The following is a 22,129-nucleotide window of genomic DNA, read 5'->3' as shown; positions in this document are numbered from 1 at the left end:
GCCCTGGGCTCAGCAGGCGGTTCTCCCAACTGCCCGCCCTGCATCATTCATAATTGGTATCAACCTCTTCCCGGCTTGGCCGGCTGATATAAGTGCCACCTTCCACCGGTTCACCCACCGCACTCGGCTGCATATCCTTGTTCAGCTTCATGCTGCGCCACATGAAATAAATGACCGGGAAGACCAGCAGTTCCATAACACCTGAGGTAATCACCCCACCGACCATGGGCGCGGCAATCCGTTTCATCACGTCGGCACCGGCCCCATGGCTCCACATAATCGGCACCAGTCCGGCAATAATGACGCAGATGGTCATGATCTTCGGTCGAATCCGTTTCACGGCGCCATGATGAATGGCCTGCACCAGGTCACCACGGGTGTTCATCCGCCCCTGTTCTTTCCAAAGTTCGAAGGCCAGGTCCAGATAGAGCAGCATGACCACGCCGGTCTCCGCGGAAATCCCGGCCAGAGCGATAATCCCGACCCAAACCGCCACGGACATATTATAACCCAGCAGGTAAAGATACCAAAAGCAGCCCACCAGGGATAACGGCAGCGCGACAAAGATAATCAGGGTTTTGATCATCGATTTGGTGTTCATGTAGATGATCACGAAGATGATCAACAGGGTCAGGGGAATAACCACCTTCAACTTGGCTGCCGCCGCCTGCATATATTCGTACTGCCCGCTCCAGATCAGGTTATACCCCGGCGGCAGCTTGACTTTCTCCTCCACCACCTGCTGGGCCTGGCGGACATAGGTGCCGACATCGATTCCCTTCAGGTCGACAAAGACCCAGGCGGTCCGCCGGGCGTTTTCACTCTTGATGCCGGGCGGTCCCTTACGGATTTTGATGTTGGCAACCTGCGCGATGGGAATCTGCTGGCCGGTCGGGGTCGGAATCAGCACCCGCCGCAGGGACTGCAGGTCGTTGCGGTAATCCCGCGCATAACGAATGTTGATGGGGTAACGTTCCAGCCCTTCCACGGTCTGCGATACATTCATCCCACCGATGGCCGACTGGATGGTATCCTGCACATCGCCGACGGTCAGGCCGTAGCGGGCAACAGCATCCCGGTCGATATCGAAATCAAAATAGTTCCCGCCGACCACCCGTTCGGAAAAGGCACTCAAGGTGCCCGGGACATCACGGAGCACAGCCTCGATCTGCTCACCGATGTGGGAGAGGGTTTCCAGATCGTCCCCCATGACCTTGATCCCGACCGGGGTCTTGATGCCCGTCGACAGCATGTCGATACGGGTTTTAATCGGCATGGTCCAGGCATTGGTCAAACCGGGAAACTGGATGGCATTGTTGAGTTCGGTAATCAACTCATCGACGCTGATCGGCCCTTGTTCGGGCCAGACCTTGCGCAGGGCAGACTTGGCCCAGTCGAACGCATCCGGCCAGTCGGAATAAAAGCGCTTTTTCGGCACCGTTCGCCACTGTTCTTCCGGCTTGAGGGTGATCGTGGTTTCCAGCATGGACAGCGGCGCCGGGTCAGTGGCACTTTCCGCCCGCCCGACCTTGCCGAAGACCGTTTCCACTTCAGGGAACTGGCGGATAATGCGGTCGGTCTGTTGCAGCAGCTCACGCGCTTTGGAAATGGAAATTCCCGGCAGCGTAGTCGGCATGTAGAGCAGATCCCCTTCATACAAAGGTGGCATAAACTCGGAGCCCATCTGCTTGAGCGGCACAAAGATCGAAGCAGTGACCAGAATCGCCGCCAGCAGCACAAACTTGCGCCAGCGCAGCACAAAATCGACCACCGGATGGTAAAACCTGATCAGCACCCGGTTGATGGGGTTTTTCTCTTCATCGGGAATCTTGCCGCGAATAAACCAGCCCATCAGCACCGGGACAATGGTGATGGACAGGAGCGCAGCAGCGCCCATCGCATAGGTTTTGGTATAGGCGAGGGGTTTGAACATCCGCCCCGACTGTTCGCCCAGGGAAAAGACCGGGAAAAAGGAGACCGTGATCACCAGCAGGGAATAGAACAGGGCCGGTCCGACCTCCTTCGAGGCATTGGTGATGATCTCCCAGTGCGGTAACCGGCCGCGATCATGCTCCAGGTGCTTGTGGGCATTCTCGATCATGATGATGGCTGCGTCGATCATCGCGCCGATGGCAATGGCGATCCCGCCCAGACTCATGATATTGGCATTGATCCCCTGCCAGCCCATGATGATAAAAGAGATCAGGATCGCCACCGGCAGGGTAAAGATGGCGACCAGGGAACTGGGCAGGTGAAACAGGAACAGCGCGGTGACCACGGCCACCACAATGCTTTCCTCGATCAGCTTCTCCTTCAGCGTATCGACGGAGTGCTCGATCAGGCCGCTGCGGTCATAGACCGTTTTGATTCTGACCCCTTTGGGTAAACCGGCCTTGAGCTGTTCCAGCTTGCGCTTGACGTTTTCGATGGTCTTCAGCGCGTTTTCACCGTAGCGCATGACAATGACACCGCCGACCGTCTCCCCTTGTCCGTCCAGTTCGGCCACCCCACGGCGCAGTTCCGGGCCGATGCTGACCCGGCCGACATCGCGCAGGAGGATCGGCGTCCCCTTCCCGTCCGTGCCGACCACCACCGACTCCAGGTCCTTGACCGATTTGATATAGCCGAGACCTCTGACCATGAATTCGGTCTCGGCCATCTCGACCAGGCGGCCGCCGACATCGTTATTGCTCTTTTGAATCGCCCGGCGGATCTGCGGTATCCCGACATGATAGGCGAGCAGCCGATCCGGATCGACTTCGACCTGATACTGCTTGACGTAGCCACCCAGGGAGGCGACCTCGGACACCCCGTCCACGGAAGTCAGTTCATAGCGCAGATACCAGTCTTGAATCGAACGCAGCTGCTGCAGATCGTGGTTGTCACTCTCCAGGGCATATTCATAAATCCAGCCGACCCCGGTGGCATCCGGCCCCAGGCTCGGCGTCACCCCTTTGGGCAGCTTGCCGGCCGCATAGTTCAGATATTCGAGCACCCGCGAGCGTGCCCAGTACAGATCGGTCCCGTCCTCAAAGATGATGTAGACAAAGGACAACCCGAAAAAGGAATAACCGCGCACGGTCTTGGCCTGCGGCACCGCCAGCATCTGAGTGGTCAGCGGGTAGGTGACCTGGTCCTCCACCACCTGCGGGGCCTGCCCCGGATATTCGGTAAATACGATCACCTGGACATCGGACAGATCCGGAATCGCATCCAGCGGCGTATTCTTGAGGGCATAGAGACCACCGACAATGGCAAAGAAGGTCAACAGCAGAACGATGAATTTATTTTTAATCGACCATTCGATGATTTTTTCCAGCATGGTCCTATCCTCTATAAAATTGATGGCACAGTAACGTCATGGCAAAGAAACTTTTCACTTGCGCACTCTGGGAAGAAGATGCTCAAAACAGATCGTCCAACGCTTTTCCGGTCGTTTTGCCAGCCTCTCCGCCGGCGGCATCATCAAACAGGCTCTCAGGATCGGCAGCGGCTTTATCATCCGGCGACTCAGCCCGGGTCGGCTGCATCATTTTCTGGATCGCTTCCCGCAGCTTGCTTTCCGAATCGAGCATAAACTGGGCGCTGGTCACCACCTGCTCGCCGGCGAACAGTCCCTGGGTCACTTCCACGTGGCCGTCTTCGCCCTGCAACCCGGTTTTCACCCGCCGTGGTTCAAAACGTCCCCCTTTCAGCGCCACGAAAACCGTCTCTTTTTCACCGGAATACAGCACGGCTTCCTGGGGCACCAGCAGCGCATTTTTCACTTTTTCCCCGGTCAGGTAGACGGTCACGTACATCTCGGGGCGCAGCTCCAGATCGGCATTATCCAGTTCCAGGCGCGCCTTGACGGTCCGGGTTTTGCCCTCGACATAGGGATAGAGGTAACTGACATGGGCCTCAAAACTGCGCCCTTCAACATAGGGCAGAACCACTTTGGCCCGCTGCCCTTCCTTGACCCAGGGCAGCTGATATTCATAGAGGTCGGCCAACACCCAGACCTTGGACAGATCGGCCATATTGAGCAGGACCATGCCCGGCTTGACATACATCCCTTCAGTGACCATCTTGGTCGTCACGATTCCGTCATAGGGCGCATAGAGGGTGAGGGTTTTGCTGACCGTGCCGCTCTGTTCCAGCCGCTCGATCTGCCTGCGACTGACATCCCAGAGTTGCAGCCGTTTCCGCGAGGCCTCCAGCAGGCTCTTGGCGCTGGTCGATATCTGTGGAAAACTGCTGTCTTTCAGTGACCGGTAATTTTCCAGCGCCAGCAGCAGCTCCTGCTGCGCGGTGACCAGTTCAGGGCTGTAGATTTCCAGCAGTTTCTGCCCTTTTTTAACCTGCTGTCCGGTCTCTGCCACGTACAGCTTTTCCACCCAGCCGGCTATTTTGGCATTGATCACATACTGTTTTGGCTCTTCGGAACTGATCACCCCGACAGTCCGGATGGTGCGCGACAGATCCCCCCGGGTCACCGGCGCGGTTCTGACGCCCATGTTCTGGATGGTGGTCGGGTCGATGGTGATCATGGCCCCGCCGGTTGCTTCATCTTCATAGACCGGCACCAGATCCATCCCCATGGGGGATTTGCCCGGTTCATTGCGGATATAAGTCGGATCCATCGGCGCCTGCCAGTATTTGATTTTCCGTTCCGCGCTCGGTTTGGCGCCGCTTCCGCCGGCGGTATCTACTTTCAGCGGAACCAGGGCCATGCCGCAGATGGGGCAGTTGCCCGGTTCATCGACGATAATCATCGGATGCATCCCGCAGGTATACTTCTGGTCGGCGGCATGGACGTGTTCCGGCCCGGACCAGGGGAAACTCCGCAAACTTAAATCGGCTCCCAACCAGAGCGCTCCGGTAAGCACAGCGGTCAACAGCAGAAGCAGGGGTGGTTTGGTGGCTGTCTTCATTGAATTCTATCCTTTGCCTGGAATGAGCTGGGCAGCCTCAAGACCGGCAGCCGCCTCGATTTCGGCCTGACTGCGCTGCTGGTCGCTGAGGGTACGGGCATAATCGATCTGGTAGCGATAGAGACTCATCACTGAATCAAGCAGGTCAAGAAAATCGACCTTGTCGACCTGATAAGCACTCAACGTCGCTTGAAAAGTCTGTTTGGCCTGCGGGATGATCCCGCCCTGGTAAAGCTCCGCCAGTCGGCTGTCCTGCTCAAATTGACTCAGGGCCCGGTGAATGGTCAGATCGACCTTGTTTTTAAATTGATTGCGCTGCTGATAGGCCATACGCAGGGAAGAATCCGCCTCGGCAACGGCCGCCTGGCGCCTTTTGTTCGGCACCGGCAGATTGAAGCTGATGCCGGCGCTGATAAAATCGGTGCCGCCGTCAGCCAGGCCGTTATCCCGCCAGCGATAACTGACCCAGGGGGTAAAATCAGGCTTGTAATCAAGCTTGGCCAGTTCCCGGCTCGCCTTGTACTGTTCAATCAACGCGCGGTAGGAAGCGAACAGCGGCCGGTTCCCCTCTGCGGCTTGTTGCAATGCAGTCAGATCGAAAGACACTGTCGAAGGGCTCAGGTCGGAATCGACCTCAAGCGGTTGGTCCGTGGCCCGCCCGGCCAGGCTGTTCAGTTCGGCCAGGGTCGCGGTTTGCTGCTGCTGTAGATTGAACAGGATATCCATCTGTTTCGAACGCTGCAGCTGCGCCTTGAGAACATTCTGCTGTAACCCTTTACCGACCTCGTAACGGGTTTCAGTCAGTTTGATGAAATCATCCAGCAACTGCAGGTTATGCTCGGTCAGATCAATGGCTTGTCGCTGGAACAAAAACCGGTACCAGGCATCCTTGACCTGACGCCGCAGTTGCAACCGGGCGTCCTGATAGGCGTGTTCAAACCAGTGGCTCTTTTCAGCGGCAATCCGCCCTTTGGCGTCCAGTTTGCCGGGGAACGGCAACATCTGGGAGAGGCGGATTTCGTTTCCGGTCATCGGCGTCACGTCGCTACGCAGCTGGTTGATGGGATAACTGGAGAAAGACACCCCCAGCTGCGGGTCAGCCAGGGCGGTCGCCTGATCGATCTTACTGTCTGCGACCTGAATCTGTTCTTTGGCCACCTGCAGCGAAGGATTATTGGCGTCAGCCTCACGCAACAGTTGTTCCAACTGGGAACTGGCAGCAAAAGCAGGCGAAATAAACAGCAGGCTGATCAGGATCAACAAAGGAAGGGTTCTGGCGGTATCGGTCATCGGCTCAACGAAGGCTCCTGAAAGAGGGTTTGCGGTCAATCGAAGCGTAGTTCAGCAGCATTCATGCCAAACGCGCTCAACGCGAAAAACCGGCCGATTCATCGCCCGTGCCAGCCCGGCCAGGGGGCAAAATGGATAATATTCTCCCTCTGGTGTAGAATATTCTTCAGCCTCTATAGCAAAGTTCCTGCTTTTTTTATGGGAACTTGCGGGTATGGCAGATGAAAAAGACAGGAAAAGTGAATTTAATGTGAATTTGAAATATCACTAAAACCGTTTCTCTGTTATAGTTTGCCCGTAAATAAGGATTTAGCCGAGCCACCGCAATTACAGCGTTGAGGCCGGATAAATATAAGCAGAACAAGTTTTGACGCTCCCGGTTCTCTGCCGGGCTGTCGTCCACAATCAATTTAACCGGAAGGCCCGCAGGATGTGGACCCCGCGCAAGCGGTGAGGTCTGCACCGGCAGGGCTCCGGAAAGTGCCGCGAAAATGCGGACGGAAAGGTTTAATATTAATGAGTAAAAAGATGCTGATCAACGCCTCCCACCCGGAGGAAAATCGGGTGGCGATCGTTGTTGACGGGATTCTCAGCGATCTCGATATTGAGCTCGCCGGTCAGGAACAAAGCAAAGGTAACATTTATAAAGCGGTCGTGGTTCGGGTCGAAACCGGATTACAGGCCGCTTTTGTTGATTATGGCGCCGAAAAGCTCGGGTTCCTGCAGATTGGGGAGATTCACCCCAACCTCTACCCGACGCGGGAGGATTCCAAACACCGCCCCAGAATCGCCGACATTCTCAAACGCGGCCAGGAAATCCTGGTGCAGATCGTCAAAGAGGAACGCGGCAGTAAAGGTGCGGCACTGACCACCTTTCTGTCGATTCCGGGCCGTTACATGGTCCTGATGCCGGACAGTACGACCAAGGGTGTCTCGCGTAAAATCGCCGAAGACAGTGAACGTAAAAAACTCAAAAAAACCATGGCGGAACTGGATCTTCCCGAACGGATGGGTTACATCGTCCGCACCGCCGGCATCGGCAAGGATAAAGAAGAACTCAAGCGTGATTTCGATTACCTGGTGCGCCTGTTTGAAGGAATCACCGCGCGTAAGGACCAGATCAAGGCGCCAGCCCAGCTCTATCAGGAATCCAACCTCGCCATCCGTTCCATCCGTGATTATTTCAGCACCGACATGGATGAAGTTCTCATCGACGATCAGACGGTTTTCCGCGATGCCAGGGATTTTTTCGCCCTGGTCATGCCGGAACTCGGCAACCTGGTCAAACAGCACCGGGAAAGACGACCGATCTTTTCCCGCTACCAGATCGAAGAGCAGATCGATGGCCTGGCAAAAAACCAGATCCCCCTGCCTTCCGGCGGTTCCATCGTCATTGACCAGACCGAAGCGCTGGTGGCCATTGATGTCAACTCCGGCAAAATGGCCAGTGAAAGCGGAATTGAAGCCACGGCGCTGAAAACCAACCTGGAAGCTGCCGCCGAAGTCGGTCGGCAACTGCGGTTGCGTGACCTGGGCGGGCTGATCGTCATCGATTTCATCGACATGCGCGACCGCAAAAATATCCGCGAAGTCGAGCAGGAACTGCGCAAAGCCCTCAAGGACGACAAAGCCAAGGTCTCGGTCGGCCGGATCAGCCAGTTTGGCCTGCTCGAAATGAGTCGGCAGCGACTCAAACCGGTATTGAGTGTCGGTTCCTTTATCGAGTGCCCCCATTGCAAAGGGATCGGCAAGGTCAAAAGTGTCGAAGCCCAGTCGGTTGCCCTGCTGCGGCAGATTCACACGGCAGCATCCAAAGGCCAGATCGCTCTGATCGAAGCCGAGGTCCCCATGGATGTCGCCAACTATCTGCTCAACCGCAAACGCGCAACCATCAACGAACTGGAACAGCAGCTCGGTATGCGCATCGCGATCCTCGGATCAAGCACTCTGCTGCCCGGCGAAATCGAAATTGAGCTGCGGAAAAAAGATAAAGAACCGGACGATAGTAAAGATATCGCGCCCATTTCCCATGCCAACCAGATCGAGGTCGCCCTGGCCGCCCAACAGGATGAAATGCGCAACCAGGCGCAAGAGGAGGAGTTGGAGGAGGACAGTCCCGCTCCCCAAGAGTCCGCGGAAGAATCGGTGAACAGCGAAGCGCCCAAAAAGAAACGGCGCAGACGCCGGAGGAAATCTTCCGCCGCCAAAACAAATCAGGAACAGCAGACCAGTCAGCCGCCCGCTGCACAGGAAACTGCGACCGACTCGGCTACCCCCGCAGAGGCGGAGACCGCTCAGCCCCAAGCGACAGAGTTGCCGGTTGCTGCGCAGGCCGACAGCCAGCCTCAGCCGGAGCAAAGCAGCCCGACCCGGGAAGCCACCTCGCCAGCCCCTGCGGCTGGGGAGAGCAAGCCAACCACCGAACCCGCCGCCGCCGAAAAGAAACCCCGGCGCCGGACGCGTCGGCCGACAAAAAAAACGACCGGAGCTCAATCGACCCCGGTCGGGCCAGTGGAGCCGGTGGCCAGCGCTGCCGTGGCCGAAAAGCCGGCCCCAGCGGTAGAGTCTCAGCCCGTCGCTTCGGCACCGGTCGTTGCGCAGCAGCCAGAGCCGGTCCCGACCAATACTGAAACCGCCCCCGTAACGCCAGCGGAGCCGGCTGAAACGCCTGCCACTGCGAAACCGAAACGGCGGCCCCGGAAACCACGGGCCAAGAAACCCGTTGAGCAGGCGACCGGAGAAACTGCCCAGCAACAGAAAACAGCAGAGCCGGCCGAGAACCCGACAAAACCGGTGGAGTCTCCGCAAACGGAACCGCCGGTCAGCGAAAAACCGCAACGGCGAACTCAGCGCAGCACAGCCAAACCGGCCGCGCAGAAAACTTCCGGCGAAGCGCAGCAAGCCACTCAGCCTGCTCCCGCCAAAGCGGACCCGGCACCAGCCTCAAGCGTGGTCGAACAGAGCCCTCAGGCAGAGGCGGAAAAACCGCCGCGGCGGACTCGGCGAGCGGCGCCCAAGGCCAAGTCGGACTCCGAACCAGCTGCCGCAGCTGCGGACGCAGAGAAAAAAACGCCGCGGAGAACCAGGAAAAAAGCCACGCCCGCAACTGATCAAGAGGCGGGCAGCTCAGCCTCCGGCGAAGCTGCGTCAGGGGAGGAAAGCAAACCCAAACGCGCACCGCGACGGGCTCCCCGCAAAAAAGTGTCTAGCGACACGGACGTCAAACCCGTCACCGAATAACCAGCAAACCAAAGCCGGATCAATATGATCCGGCTTTTTTGGTAACCGAGGATCCATCCTCCGCTGTTTCCCAGTCCCCCGCAAAAAAGTTGAGCTGTCGATCTCCTTCCGGGCAGACCGCAACTGTCCGACCGCCCCATCAACAGCCAACCATCCGGAAATATGATAGTCTTTTCAAAAGGACCAAGCTTGCAGCAAACACCTTGAAAACGCGAGGATGATATGAAAGACAGTATTGTACGGCTGAGAAATCTTTGTGACATGCTGATCGGCATGGGGTTTACGGAATCAGTCAATGAAAAGGAGATCAAAAAACTGATTAAGGAACTGGAGGCGGTCATTTATCGGGAGATGGAACTATTGAAGGACCGTGAATCCATGTCAGACCTGTAAACCGACCGCCTGCAGCAATTCCGGAACACTCTTGCAGGACCAACTGACGGCACCAACCAACGCGTCCGGCCGAGTGGTCATGGTAGCCAACGACCGCTTGCCAGACTAATCCAAACAGCACGGCTTCGCCCTCACCCAGCCCAGAAAAATGCCTGAATTTTCTGGCCAGAAATCTGAACAATCAGCAGGACTCCTTCCTGACGGCAAGCAACAACTCACCCAGGGTTTTTATGGCTTTGCCCAAACGGATCTCCCGGGCAGCATTAATGGATGCCAAAGATTCATTCTTATTCAGAGCGATCTCCATGGCCTCGCGGGTAGCGCGGATCGTCTTGTCGAGCTGCTCCCCTAATTGGGCCTGATATTTGCGAAAGCTCTCATCAATGCCGCGCCGCAAGGTCCAGCTGATCTGCTCGACATTGAGGCCGAGCAGCCTGGTTCCCTCCTCGCGCAAGCGCTTGACGGTTTTACGATGCCGGTACTTGCGAGTGAGAAATTTACGGGAAAGCTTCTGCCCGAGCGGGTCCATATCCGAAATAAACAGCTGACTGCTCCAGCTTGGCGTCTCATAGGAAAGATAGGACTGCCGGGCCGCAGGGGCCTGGTAGGGGATGGCAAATAACTCGGCGGCAAGCTGGCGCACTTTTTCGATCAGCTCGTCGCAACGCCGCTGATGGAGGGTCAATAGCTGGATAGCCTCCTGCTGAATGATTTGCCCCACCTTGCGCATTTCCGGCGCAAAAAAAACCGGGATTTCGTCCTTTAAGATATCCCTGCAAACCCGCTCCAGTTCTTCGGTGTCCGCCAGGGTCAGGAACTGGCTCTCCAACCGCGCGAGAATCGCCTCCCGTGCACGCGCCCGGATCTGCGCAACCTCCTCATTCAGGCGAGTCACGATGCGGTCATGATCCCCGGAGAGGATATCTTCGGCAGCCTGCTTTTCCCGCTCAATGGCCGGCAGCGATTGTCGAAATTGCGCTATTTTTTCCTTCAGCTCCGTTTCCGGCAGCAGCAGGGCGCTGAGGGAAAGCTGCAGTTGCAGATGCAGGTTATTCAATTGATCATGCACCCGGCGCTGCAGAGACTCGCAAAAAACCTGTTTTTTCTCATGGGCGAAGAATTCGACCAGGCTCTTTTCCACCCGCCGCATCCCGCTTTTCTTCCACCCCTCGGGGTCTTCGTCAAGGCGTGCTTTCAGCCCTTTCCGGGCCGAGATATCGAGGATCTGCGGCACTCCCTGGCAGATGGGACACAATTGTTCGGACAGAAACTGCAACGAGGCCAGCCGTTCCTGCTCATCCAGAAAATCGACCTTGTTGAGGAGAAAAAAGGTCCGCGGCAGGCTTTGATGAATGTCCATGAGATATTCAAGTTCAGCTTCGGTAATGGGAGGATCGGGGGAGACCAGAAACAGGGCCGCGTCACATTGCGGCAGAATCCGATAAGCCACTTCGGTATTATGCCGATGCGTCGAACCGATGCCGGGGGTATCGATGAGCACGACCCCTTGCTGCAATAGCGGCGCTGGATGGTTGATTTCGACCCGATCGACCTGCAGCCGGTTGTTCGGATTCCCGGCCTCGGTGACATATTCGCCTAAAAAATCGGCCAACGATCGTTCTGCAGACGGAACAAAGCGGATCGGGGAACGCTCTTCCGCTTCGAAAAAAACCTCGGCTTCCAGACGCTCCCCCGGCAGGATATAGGTCGGAATGGCCGTCACCGGCAGGATATCCGTCGGCAACAGGTTCTCGCCGAGCAAAGCATTGAGCAGAGTGCTCTTACCCCGCTTGAATTGGCCCAGCACCGCGAGTCGAAACCGCCCCGAAGACAACCGCTGCTGCAGTTCTTCAAGGCCGGCACGATAATCCGTATAGTCATCGCCGAGACTGTCCAGACAGGTCAGGGCACGGTTCAGCAAATCGGCCAGACCGGCGTCAGGTCCATCCGCGCCGGTTCGATTTTCCGGTAAAGATTCCAGCATACACCTGTTCCATTCACTGCTACGGTTGAGATTGTTCAGGGCTTAAGCAGACAGACTGAAAGCTTAGCATAGATCAGTCGGGCAGCTGAATATTTTCAACCGCCCGACTGCGGGTAGAAGGACTTTTTTATGACGCTGAGTCGGTGAAAAGATCGCTACTTAAATAGCGTTCACCGGAATCCGGGAGGATGACCACAATTTTCTTGCCGACAAATTCCGGCAGCGCGGAGAGCCGCGCCGCAACCGCGGTCGCCGCACCACAGGAAATGCCGGAGAGCATCCCCTCCTCCTTGGCCAGGCGCCGGGCATATTCATACGCTTCTTCATTGCTGACGGTCTCAATCCGGTCGAGCAGGTCAAGGGCCAGGGTGTCGGGAATGAAGCCGGCACCGATCCCTTGGATTTTGTGCGGCCCGGGCTGCAGCATCTCCCCGGCCAGGTGCTGGCTGATCACTGGGCTGTCCGCAGGTTCGACGGCAACGGAGATGATATTCCTGCCACAGGTCTTTTTGAGGTAGCGGGTAATACCGCTGATGGTCCCGCCGGTCCCGACTCCGGCAATGACAACATCGACCTGGCCATCCGTATCCTGCCAGATTTCCGGGCCGGTGGTCTTTTCATGGATCGCCGGATTGGCCGGATTTTTGAACTGATGCAACAGGATATAGCGATCAGGCTCTTCTTCAGCAAGCCTTTCGGCTTCGTTAACCGCTCCTGACATTCCTTTGCTGCTGGGAGTCAGGAGCAGATTTGCACCGAGCGCCTTGAGGACTTTCCGGCGTTCGAGACTCATCGTCTCGGGCATGGTCAGGGTGATGGGAATTCCCTTGGCCGCAGCCACAAAAGCCAGCGCAATACCGGTGTTCCCGCTGGTCGGTTCGATAATCTCCATCCCCGGCTTCAAAGTCCCTTTTTCCAGAGCATCCCAGATCATCGCAGCGCCGATCCGACACTTCACGGAATAGGCTGGATTGCGACCTTCGATCTTGCCAAAAACTTCGGCTCCCCCAGGAGCAATCACCCGGTTCAAACGAACCAAAGGGGTCCTCCCAATCGACAGTGAGTTATCTGCAAAAATCTGAGCCATAGCGGTATCTCCTGTTGGTTTTGGCTTTTTACGCTAAATTATGCTGAATCACCAATCTCACAATAAACATGCCTTTGGAATATAATTTAATACAGCACAACAGTCAACAAACACGGTCTTTAAATCTCGATAAATTTACCCAAATCTGTCCCTGCTGAACCCATGTTGCCCGCCCAGGGGAAACTTAAGCGCTGGTCAGCCTTTGCCAAAGCCTGAGTGGAGACAGTCCGGCCGTCAAGGTGGGCCAGACAAGCAAGCTCGTCAAACGCGCCCGAGCAGTCAACCCGAGAGGGGAATGACACTTTACGGGAACAACGCTCGGAACGACAGCTGGAGGTTTGCAGCCCACCTCCAAGCCAGGACAGGAAACTCCTCTGCGCCAGGGATGACTGCTGAGCCGCTGTACAAAAGCACTGCGCTTGCGTCCCTCGTGCCTGCCGGGTACACAAACAAAAAAGCCGCAGGATGAAAACTTCCTGCGGCTTGAACTTGTGAACTGATCAGCTATCCGGCAAAGCCGTCAAGCGGAGAACCTCATAAGGCACTAACGGTCGAGTCCGTCCCTGTCTCCTCAGCACCAGTCTCGGTGGTCGTCGGTTCATCAACAACCGAGTCCTGATTGTTCTGCTGATCGACCCGATTTTGATGGCGATAGCTGTGCTGAAAGGTATTTTGCTGTTGGGTTTGCTGCTTGCTTTGCACTTGGCTGGCGTTTTGTCCCATATGGCCCATGCTCCCGGCCTGTTCCATGGACCCGGCCTGACCTGCGGACCCGGCCTGACCTGCGGACCCTGCGGACCCGGAACCGGAACCGTCACACTCGCCGTCGCCGGAGCCGCCGCCGTTTCCACCGCCACTGCCGCCACCGTCACCGCCACCACCATTTCCACCGCCGCCGTTACCGCCTTTGGCAAAGGCCGCTTTGACCGCCAGCGTACCGGTCGACAGGTCCAGGGTAAACGGACTCAGCACAAACAGCAGGGCCACCATCCAGATCAGCGGGGTCATCTTCAGAACACTTTTCATCTTCCTCTCCTTTCGGTCTGTTGAATGAATGTTGCCTTCTTTAGCTCATTCAACGCAGCAGCTCGGGATCGGTTGACAAGGAGATGAAAAAATATCGGCCAAGGCCGCTGAGACAGGAGTTTGTTCGGCAGCGTCAGGTAATGATCTGCTTTTTCAGAAACAGAACCAGCGCCCCTGCCCCGCCGTAGCGGGCGGGAGATTGATGCCATTCGGCAACCTCGGCCCGGCCCGGTCCGGCCAGGTAACGCTCCGCTTCCTGGCGCAGCACGGCCTCCCCGCTCTCGGAGTGCAGCCCTTTACCGGTAATCACCAACAGGGTCTGCCAATGATGGTGACGAGCATTGTGCAGAAAGCGGTCAAATTTGGGAGCAACCTCAGGACGGGTCAGCCCATGCAGATCAAGGGTGGCGTCCGGCACTATTTTGCCCTGTTTCAGCTGCTTGAGCCGACGGGAAGAAGCCACTGCCGGTTCATCCTCTGCATCGACGAAGCTGTCTTCAAAGCGAACCTGCAGCTGGCTCATTTCGGCCAGAAAAAGCTCCTCTTCGGTGAGTTCTGCGGGTTCGCCGCCAGCTCCTTCACCCTCTTCGGAAGGGTCTGCACCATGGGCAGAGGCGGCCTCGGGATCCAGCGGTTTCACCCCGAGCTGGGCCATTTCCTGCTGAAAAGACAACCCGTCTTCCGCTACCGGCAGATCCGGGGCTGGCGTTTCCAGCTGTTTCGAAGCCTCGCTCTCAGGAACAGAAAACCCCTTCAGATGGCTGAAGGGGTTGCTGACAAAGTCTTTCTTACGGACATTCTTTTGACTCTTTTTCCGTGCCATGCCCTTTACCGAATCATCTGCTTGCGGCGACCGGTCAGGGCTTTGGTCTGTTTCTTGATGATGGCGCCCTGCTTTTCCAGATGGAACTGGTACCACATATCGCCAAAGCCTTTCATCTTCATCCGCTTGCCGGCTTCGAGCAGCGCCAAATTTTCCTTAAGGCGCTCATCACCACCGGTTTTGGAAATCCCTTTATTGAGAATGTCCATGGCTTTCGAGTGTTCGCCGATTCGCTCCAGGCAAAACGCATAGAGAGCATAGACCATCGGCTCCTTCCGACTGCCGGTTATGGCCTGGTCAAAGGTGTCCTTCATCTTCGCCGGCTTGTTTTTTTTCATATAGCTAATCGCCAACATCGACATGCTCATCCAGTTACGGACAAAACCCTTCTGCAGGAAGGGGATCGCTTCATTGAACTCGCGCTTGATATAGTGAATGCTGCCGATCTGGGAATAAACCTGCTGTTTCACATAGAACTGCCAGGGGCCGTATTTCATGGCCGCGTTCAATTCCCTGATCGCCTTATCGCTGCGGTTGGCCATGACATCGCGCTGGGCAACCTGCATCACGGCACCGACTTTTTTCATCACGGTCCTGGCGATGAGCAAAAATACGCCAAGAAACACCAGCAGGGAAGCTCCTGCCGCAAGCCAGGTATTCTGGGTGACGAATCTCAGCATAAGAGCCGAGGTCAACACTGCGCAGGCAAACGAAATGATTATATTGAGCATGGCACCGATCCTTTTTAACAGAGTGTCAACAGACGCGCCGTCCCGAAGACGCGGACGGCGCTGAACTTTAACAATCTGTGCTCAAAATGTCAAAACAATCGAAAGGCAAAGAACGCCGAAAGTCGATCTTACCCCTGACGGCTGGAAGCAACCATCAGTGTCAACTTCTGCCCGGGCTGCAGCACATGCTCTTTGGACAGCTCATTCCAGCGCATGATCTGTTCGGTATCGACATCAAACTGACGGCTGATGCCCCACAGGGTGTCGCCGGGCATGACTTTATAGACCAGTTTACGGATTGGCCCTTTGCTGGTGGTGCGGGACTGCTGGGCGATGCGGACCGCGCCCGGTTTGGAAACGGCCAGAAGCTGGCCGGGCTTGAGCATATTGCTCCAGCCGAGCTTATTCCAGACCCGCAGTTCTTTTTCGGTCACGGAGAAGCGCCGGGCAATGGACCAGAGGCTGTCCCCGGAGCGCACCTGGTAGGTTTTCCTGCGGCTGCGAACATAGGAGTCGGCCAACTCATTGACGGGCAGCCTGGTATAACCTTCCTTAAGGGGCAGAATCAGGTTGGTGCCGATCTGAATCGCGCGGGGATTTTTGATATTGTTCAGCGCGATGATATCGTCGACCTGGATATGGTATTCCCGGGCCAGGGCCCGCAGGGTATCGCCGGCCTTGATCTGATGACGATGATAGCGGGCACGCTGATCGGTTGGCAGCTCGGCATACAGGGCGCTGATCTGTCGCGCGCTGCCAAAAGGAACATGCAGCGGGTAGTTCTTGACGCCCGGCGGAGTACACCAGCGCTTGAGTTCCGGGTTCAGCTCCTTGAGTTCCTCGTAGCTGACCCCGGCGAAACCGGCAATGATTTCCAGGTCGGTGCTCGACGCCAGGGTGATGGTTTCATAGGCGAGGGGCTCATCGAAATCGAGATCGCTGAAGCCGTACTCATCAAGATCTTTGACAATCTCCAGGGTGGCGAGCAGCTTGGGCAGATAGTTTTTGGTCTCCTCGCGCAGGACATTGCCATCCACCAGGGTCCAGAAATCCGTGCTCTGACTGGCCTTGATCGCCTGGCGGACCTTGCCGCCGCCGGCATTGTAGGCGGCGACCGCCAGATACCAGTTGCCGTCAAACCGGTCATGCAGATATTTGAGATGCTGGGCGGCGGCGCGGGTCGACTTTTCCAGATCAAGGCGGCCGTCCTGCCACCAGTCGTTCTGCAATCCGTACAGCCGTCCGGTGCTTTCGATAAACTGCCAGGGTCCTGCGGCATTGGCCCAGCTGTAAGCCCGGACATTGAAGCCCGATTCGATCATGGCCAGATAAGAGAGATCCAGAGGGATCCCTTCGCTGGCAAAAACCATCTGTATTTTGGGGATGTAGCGTCCGGCCCGCTCAAGCCAGCGACTGAAGGTCTTCTTCTGCGGCCCGGTATAACGGGCGATCAGGTTATCGACCCGCTCATGATGACTGAGCGGAAAATCACCGTTGTACGGCAGTGGCGCTTCTTCACTCAGATAGTCGTCAACCGCCTCCGGCAGGCTTGGCACGGAAGGGAGCACAAAGTCAGGGATAACGGACGCGGAAACCGCTACGGGATCTGTTGCGGACTCCGGGGAGGACCCTTCGGTCGGGCCCTGCAGTGGCGTAGCGGACCGGGCAATCGGGCTCTCTGAAGAGAGGGGTGACTGATGAACCATCGGTTGGCAACCAAACAGAAAGAGCATCAGCACCGAAATAGCAGCAGAAAACTTGAGCATTCACGACCTCCGGGTCGTCATTATTAATAAAATTTAAAATTGCAAGTGTTCGCAGACTAGCGAAAAGTTCAATTTATGTCAAGTTTGCAGCTGGCACCGGTCAGAAGGTCCTCTTCCGGCCAGAAGCGGCGCTGCATCTCTTCCAGCAGAGCGGAAAAAGTCTTGCGGTCATAGGCTGAGACAGCAACCGCCTGATAACGTCGGCAGAGATGTGGCAAATCCTCCGGCGGCACCTTGTCAATTTTATTAAAGACCAGCAGGCGCTGCCGGCGCCCCAGTTCCAGTTCATCAAGGATTTTGTCGACTGCGGTGATTTGTTCATCGAAGCGCGGGTTGGACAGGTCGACCAGATGCAGCAGCAGATCGGCATCCTCCAGTTCTTCCAGGGTCGCCTTGAAGGCCCCGAGCAGACTCGGTGGCAGATCGCGAATAAAACCGACCGTGTCGGTGATGATCACCTCCCGATCCATGGGAAAACGGAGCCGCCGCGTGGCCGTATCCAGAGTCGCAAAAAGCAGGTCTTCAGTCAGCACCTCACTCTGGGTCAGGGCGTTGAGCAGGGTCGACTTGCCGGCATTGGTATAGCCGACGATGGAGACAATGGGAACCCCGGCGCGAATCCGTTTCTGGCGCCGCTGCATCCGCCCCCGCCCGAGGGAATCGAGCTGTTTTTCCAGCCGACGGATCTTGTCCCGGGTGCGCCGCTGATCGATTTCCAGCTTGGTTTCCCCGGGTCCGCGACCGCCGATGCCGCCCATCAACCGGGACATGGCCGTCCCTTTGCCGCGCAACCGGGGCAGAATATATTTGAGCTGGGCCAGTTCCACTTGGACCTTGCCGTCCCGTGACTGGGCTCTGCGGGCAAAGATATCGAGGATCAGCTGGCTGCGGTCGATAACCTTCATTTCGGTGATGGTCGAGATGGAACGGATCTGGGTCGGGGTCAGCTCCTGATCAAAGACCAGCAGGGTGGCCCGCTGCTGCAGGGCGCTGATGACGATCTCGCGCAATTTCCCTTCGCCGACCAGGAAGCGCGGGTTGATCTGCCGCGGCCGTTGAATCATCCGGTCGATGACCGCCAGATCGGCGGTGCGCGCCAGTTCCTCCAGCTCGTCGAGGGAATCTTCGACCTGGCGCCGGGAACCCTGCCCGACCGAAATCAGCAGCGCCCGTTCGCGCCCGTCATCGAGGACCACGGTCTCGTCGGCAAGGCGCTCCATCTCCTGATCGAGGGCCTGAATAAATGCACCGAAATCAAGATCGAGACGATAAAAATCGCGCAGGGTGACGGTTTCAAGCTGAGCTTTTTTCTTGGTCGGCAGCAGGTGAGCGTATTCAAAATTGCCGGGCAGACCATCATCACGCACCCCGATGGCGGCCATACTATCCAGCCGCAGCAGCTCAAGGTCGGTTAAGTCGTCGCGGCTTAAGGGTTCCTGCTTCAGGTGGGTATGTACGCAGCGTAGACCGCGCAGGCCGCTACGGCCGAGACTGAAACGGGAGAGATCCGGAATGACGATCTCCCGATCATCGCCGACAATGACATACTGAATAGTGCCGGAGCGGTCGATGACTACCCCGACCTGGCGTTGAATCTCAAAAGAAAGCTCGCAGAGATAGCGGGCGAGTTCGCTGGTAATCAGCTCGTCGGCGGAAATCTTGCGCCGGTAGATCCGCTCCAGAGCCTGAATCTGGCTGGCTTTCAGCCCGGTTGTTTTGCCTTCGATCATCGTGCCGATCCATGCAATAGGAAAGGCCCCGTACGGGGCCTTTCATGATTGAGCAGAGTCATGTATTCCCGCCAGAGGACGCGGACGGACGGACCGACCCGCAATTCGTAACCCAGCGGCTGGAGGTTAACCGGCAGCAAAGTTGAAGCCCCCGTCCACATAATGAATTTCCCCGGTGACCCCGGTGGCCAGGTCGGAGAGCAGGTAAAGGGTCGCCTTGCCGACATCATCCTGGGTCACCAGACGTTTCAGCGGCGCGCGTTCTTCAGCGACTCGCAATTTTTCTTTGAAGCTGGCAATCCCGGAAGCGGCCAGGGTCTTGATCGGACCGGCCGAAACGGCATTGACGCGGATCCCACTTTCGCCCAGCTCCGCGGCCAGGTAACGGACCGAAGACTCCAGGGCGGCCTTGGCAACCCCCATGACATTATACTGGGGAACGGCCCGTACCGAACCAAGGTAGGTCAGGGTGACGATGCTGCCGCCCGGCTTCAGCACCGGCAACGCGCAGCGGGTCATGGAGACGAGGGAATAAGCACTGATATCGAGGGCAATGCGGAACCCTTCGCGGCTGGTCTGACTGAAGGGATGCTTCAGGTCCTCACGGTTGGCAAACGCAATAGCATGAACGACAAAATCGATTTTTCCCCACTGTTTTTCCAACTCGGAGAAAACTGCGACCATTTCCTCTTCGTTCTGCACATCGCACGGCAGGATAATCTTGGCATCCAGACTTTCAGCCAAAGGTCGAACTCTTTTTTCCAACGCTTCGTTCAGATAAGTAAAAGCGAGTTCCGCCCCGGCTTCACGGAGTTGCTGAGCAATGCCCCAGGCGATGCTCTTATCGTTGGCCACTCCGAAAATAATGCCTTTCTTCCCTGTCATAAGTCCCATATGCAATTATCTCCTTGATCATTTACAATCTATTTGAGTTGAACGTTTCCTTTTAGCAAAAGAGCCTCACAAAGGCAAGCTATCATCATTTTTTACTGCCCGGCGACAAGTATTTTTGCTTCATGGCTACCCAGAAACAGGCAGATCATTTAGACTGGAAAGGATATAAAAACCGCATTTTAGGAGTGTTCAATGAAACAGACGCTTTATGACAAACTCTGGAGCAGCCATGTCGTGAATGAAGATGATAACGGCACCTGCCTGCTCTATATCGATCGGCAGCTGCTCCATGAAGTCACTTCCCCGCAGGCCTTTGAGGGGCTGCGTTTGGCCAGCCGCAAGCCCTGGCGGATCGACGCCAACCTGGCAGTCCCGGATCACAATGTGCCAACCGACAACCGCGCCGCCGGCATCAGCGACCCGGTGTCCCGCCTGCAGGTGGAAACCCTGGAGAGCAACTGCGCCGAGTTCGGCATCACCCTGTTCAAAATGGATGATCCGCGGCAGGGGATTGTCCATGTCATCGGTCCCGAGCAGGGCGCCACCCTGCCGGGCATGACCATTGTCTGCGGCGACTCCCACACCGCCACCCATGGCGCGTTTGGCGCCCTGGCCTTCGGTATCGGCACCTCCGAGGTGGAGCATGTACTCGCCACTCAGTGCCTGATTCAGAAAAAATCCAAAAGCATGCTCATCGAGGTCGATGGCGAACTGCCGCCGGGCCTGACTGCCAAGGACATCGTCCTGGCCATCATCGGCCGCATCGGCACCGCCGGCGGCACCGGCTACACCATCGAGTTCGGCGGCAGCGCCATCCGCAAGCTGTCTATGGAAGGCCGCATGACGGTCTGCAACATGGCCATCGAAGCCGGCGCCAGGGCCGGGATCATCGGTGTCGACCAGACCACCATCGACTATATCAAAGGGCGCCCCTTCGCCCCAAGCGGAGAACTCTGGGACCAGGCGGTCGCCGCCTGGAAGCTGCTGCGCAGCGACCCCGGTGCGCAGTTCGACAAAACCGTCCGCATCGACGCCCGCGACCTGCTCCCCCAGGTGACCTGGGGAACCTCGCCCGAGATGGTGGTCACCATCGACGGCAAAGTCCCGGACCCGGCCGCGGAAACCGACCCCACCAAACGCGGCGCCATCGAGAATGCGCTCCGTTACATGGGGCTGGCTCCCGGCACACCGATGACCGAGATCCAGCCCGACAAGGTGTTTATCGGCTCCTGTACCAACGGCCGCATCGAAGACCTGCGGGCCGTCGCCAGCGTCGTCAAAGGACGCAAGGTTGCAGCCAATATCAAACAGGCCCTGATCGTCCCCGGCTCAGGTCTGGTCCGTCAGCAGGCGGAACAGGAAGGGCTGGATAAAATCTTCATCGAGGCCGGCTTTGAATGGCGTGAACCTGGCTGCTCCATGTGCCTGGCCATGAACAACGACCGCCTCGCCCCGGGCGAACGTTGCGCCTCGACATCCAACCGCAACTTTGAAGGGCGGCAGGGTCAGGGCGGCCGGACCCATCTGGTCAGCCCGGCCATGGCAGCGGCCGCGGCCGTGGTCGGCCACTTCATCGATGTCCGTCAACTGGAGGTCAGATAATGGAAAAATTCACCACCTTAACCGCCTTGGTTGCGCCCCTTGAGCGCGCCAATGTCGATACCGATGCAATTATTCCCAAGCAGTTCCTCAAATCGATCAAACGGACCGGGTTTGGCCCCTACCTGTTCGATGAATGGCGCTACCTGGATCACGGCGAGCCGGGCATGGATTGCAGCGATCGGCCGCGCAACCCGGATTTCGTCCTCAACCAGCCGCGCTACCAGGGAGCGCGGATCCTGCTCGCCCAAGACAACTTCGGCTGCGGCTCCTCACGTGAGCATGCCCCCTGGGCCCTTCTTGATTTCGGTTTCAAAGCCATTATTGCCCCCAGTTTTGCCGATATTTTCTACAACAACTGTTTCAAAAACGGTATCCTGCCCGTGGTCCTGACCTCTGCTCAGGTCGCCCAACTGTTCAGCGCGGTCAAAGCCACCAGCGGTTATCAGCTGACCGTCAACCTGGACCGGCAGGAAGTGGCCACCCCGGACGGGACGGTTTTCAACTTTGAGCTTGACCCGTTCCGCAAACATTGCCTGCAAAACGGCCTTGACGATATCGCCCTGACCCTGGCCAACGTTGACCGGATCAGGTCTTATGAAACCCGCCACCGCCAGGAAGCACCCTGGCTGTTCAGGGACTGACATTTCATT

Annotated in this window: 15 protein-coding genes; 4 read left to right on the top strand and 11 right to left on the bottom strand. The window is 57.1% G+C overall.

Annotated features, from left to right (window positions below; genetic code table 11):
- Window positions 1-43 precede the first annotated feature (43 nt).
- From N909_RS0118035 to N909_RS0118025, 3 genes are all read right to left on the bottom strand, one after another.
- Entirely contained in the window at window positions 44-3,322 is a 3,279-nt protein-coding gene (locus N909_RS0118035; RefSeq protein ID WP_029917532.1) for an efflux RND transporter permease subunit, read from the bottom strand.
- Between the two features lie 82 nt (window positions 3,323-3,404).
- A complete protein-coding gene (locus tag N909_RS0118030; protein ID WP_051689943.1) occupies window positions 3,405-4,913 on the bottom strand; it encodes an efflux RND transporter periplasmic adaptor subunit in 1,509 nt (502 codons plus the stop codon).
- A gap of 6 nt (window positions 4,914-4,919) precedes the next feature.
- Window positions 4,920-6,203 carry a TolC family protein gene (locus tag N909_RS0118025; protein ID WP_029917530.1) on the bottom strand — a complete coding sequence of 428 codons (1,284 nt, stop codon included), beginning with the start codon at window positions 6,201-6,203 and terminating at the stop codon, window positions 4,920-4,922.
- A gap of 516 nt (window positions 6,204-6,719) precedes the next feature.
- Between N909_RS0118025 and N909_RS0118020 the strand changes: the two genes are divergently transcribed.
- Both N909_RS0118020 and N909_RS25795 read left to right on the top strand, forming a co-directional pair.
- On the top strand, window positions 6,720-9,443 hold the full coding sequence (locus N909_RS0118020; RefSeq protein ID WP_063336440.1) for an Rne/Rng family ribonuclease: 2,724 nt from the start codon (window positions 6,720-6,722) through the stop codon (window positions 9,441-9,443).
- Window positions 9,444-9,665: 222 nt separating this feature from the next.
- Window positions 9,666-9,836 carry a hypothetical protein gene (locus tag N909_RS25795; RefSeq protein WP_155006005.1) on the top strand — a complete coding sequence of 57 codons (171 nt, stop codon included), beginning with the start codon at window positions 9,666-9,668 and terminating at the stop codon, window positions 9,834-9,836.
- 181 nt (window positions 9,837-10,017) lie between these two features.
- Here N909_RS25795 and N909_RS0118010 read toward each other — a convergent pair whose 3' ends face one another.
- From N909_RS0118010 to fabI, 8 genes are all read right to left on the bottom strand, one after another.
- Window positions 10,018-11,820, bottom strand: a complete 1,803-nt coding sequence (locus N909_RS0118010; protein ID WP_029917528.1) for a dynamin family protein — start codon at window positions 11,818-11,820, stop codon at window positions 10,018-10,020.
- A 127-nt stretch (window positions 11,821-11,947) separates the two neighbouring features.
- Window positions 11,948-12,907, bottom strand: a complete 960-nt coding sequence (gene cysK / locus N909_RS0118005) for a cysteine synthase A (protein ID WP_029917527.1) — start codon at window positions 12,905-12,907, stop codon at window positions 11,948-11,950.
- Window positions 12,908-13,441: 534 nt separating this feature from the next.
- On the bottom strand, window positions 13,442-13,933 hold the full coding sequence (locus tag N909_RS24880; protein WP_051689941.1) for a hypothetical protein: 492 nt from the start codon (window positions 13,931-13,933) through the stop codon (window positions 13,442-13,444).
- A 133-nt stretch (window positions 13,934-14,066) separates the two neighbouring features.
- Window positions 14,067-14,756, bottom strand: a complete 690-nt coding sequence (locus tag N909_RS0117995) for a Smr/MutS family protein (protein WP_029917525.1) — start codon at window positions 14,754-14,756, stop codon at window positions 14,067-14,069.
- A 5-nt stretch (window positions 14,757-14,761) separates the two neighbouring features.
- Window positions 14,762-15,487 carry a tetratricopeptide repeat protein gene (locus N909_RS0117990; RefSeq protein ID WP_029917524.1) on the bottom strand — a complete coding sequence of 242 codons (726 nt, stop codon included), beginning with the start codon at window positions 15,485-15,487 and terminating at the stop codon, window positions 14,762-14,764.
- 128 nt (window positions 15,488-15,615) lie between these two features.
- On the bottom strand, window positions 15,616-17,253 hold the full coding sequence (locus tag N909_RS0117985; RefSeq protein ID WP_051689940.1) for a LysM peptidoglycan-binding domain-containing protein: 1,638 nt from the start codon (window positions 17,251-17,253) through the stop codon (window positions 15,616-15,618).
- 68 nt (window positions 17,254-17,321) lie between these two features.
- On the bottom strand, window positions 17,322-18,983 hold the full coding sequence (gene hflX / locus N909_RS0117980; protein WP_029917522.1) for a GTPase HflX: 1,662 nt from the start codon (window positions 18,981-18,983) through the stop codon (window positions 17,322-17,324).
- Window positions 18,984-19,109: 126 nt separating this feature from the next.
- Window positions 19,110-19,877 (bottom strand): enoyl-ACP reductase FabI, encoded by a 768-nt coding sequence (gene fabI, locus N909_RS0117975; RefSeq protein WP_029917521.1) that lies wholly within the window; start codon window positions 19,875-19,877, stop codon window positions 19,110-19,112.
- A gap of 192 nt (window positions 19,878-20,069) precedes the next feature.
- Here fabI and leuC point away from each other — a divergent pair, with 192 nt between their 5' ends.
- Both leuC and leuD read left to right on the top strand, forming a co-directional pair.
- Window positions 20,070-21,479: a 3-isopropylmalate dehydratase large subunit gene (gene leuC / locus N909_RS0117970; protein WP_029917520.1), complete on the top strand. Its 1,410-nt coding sequence runs from the start codon at window positions 20,070-20,072 to the stop codon at window positions 21,477-21,479.
- Window positions 21,479-22,120 carry a 3-isopropylmalate dehydratase small subunit gene (gene leuD / locus N909_RS0117965; RefSeq protein WP_029917519.1) on the top strand — a complete coding sequence of 214 codons (642 nt, stop codon included), beginning with the start codon at window positions 21,479-21,481 and terminating at the stop codon, window positions 22,118-22,120. The genes leuC and leuD overlap by 1 nt, the downstream gene beginning before the upstream one ends.
- Window positions 22,121-22,129: the final 9 nt, after the last annotated feature.

Origin of the sequence: Pelobacter seleniigenes DSM 18267, from assembly GCF_000711225.1 — a bacterium.
Lineage (GTDB): Bacteria > Desulfobacterota > Desulfuromonadia > Desulfuromonadales > Geopsychrobacteraceae > Seleniibacterium > Seleniibacterium seleniigenes.
This window is presented reverse-complemented; position numbering and strand designations above follow the sequence as displayed.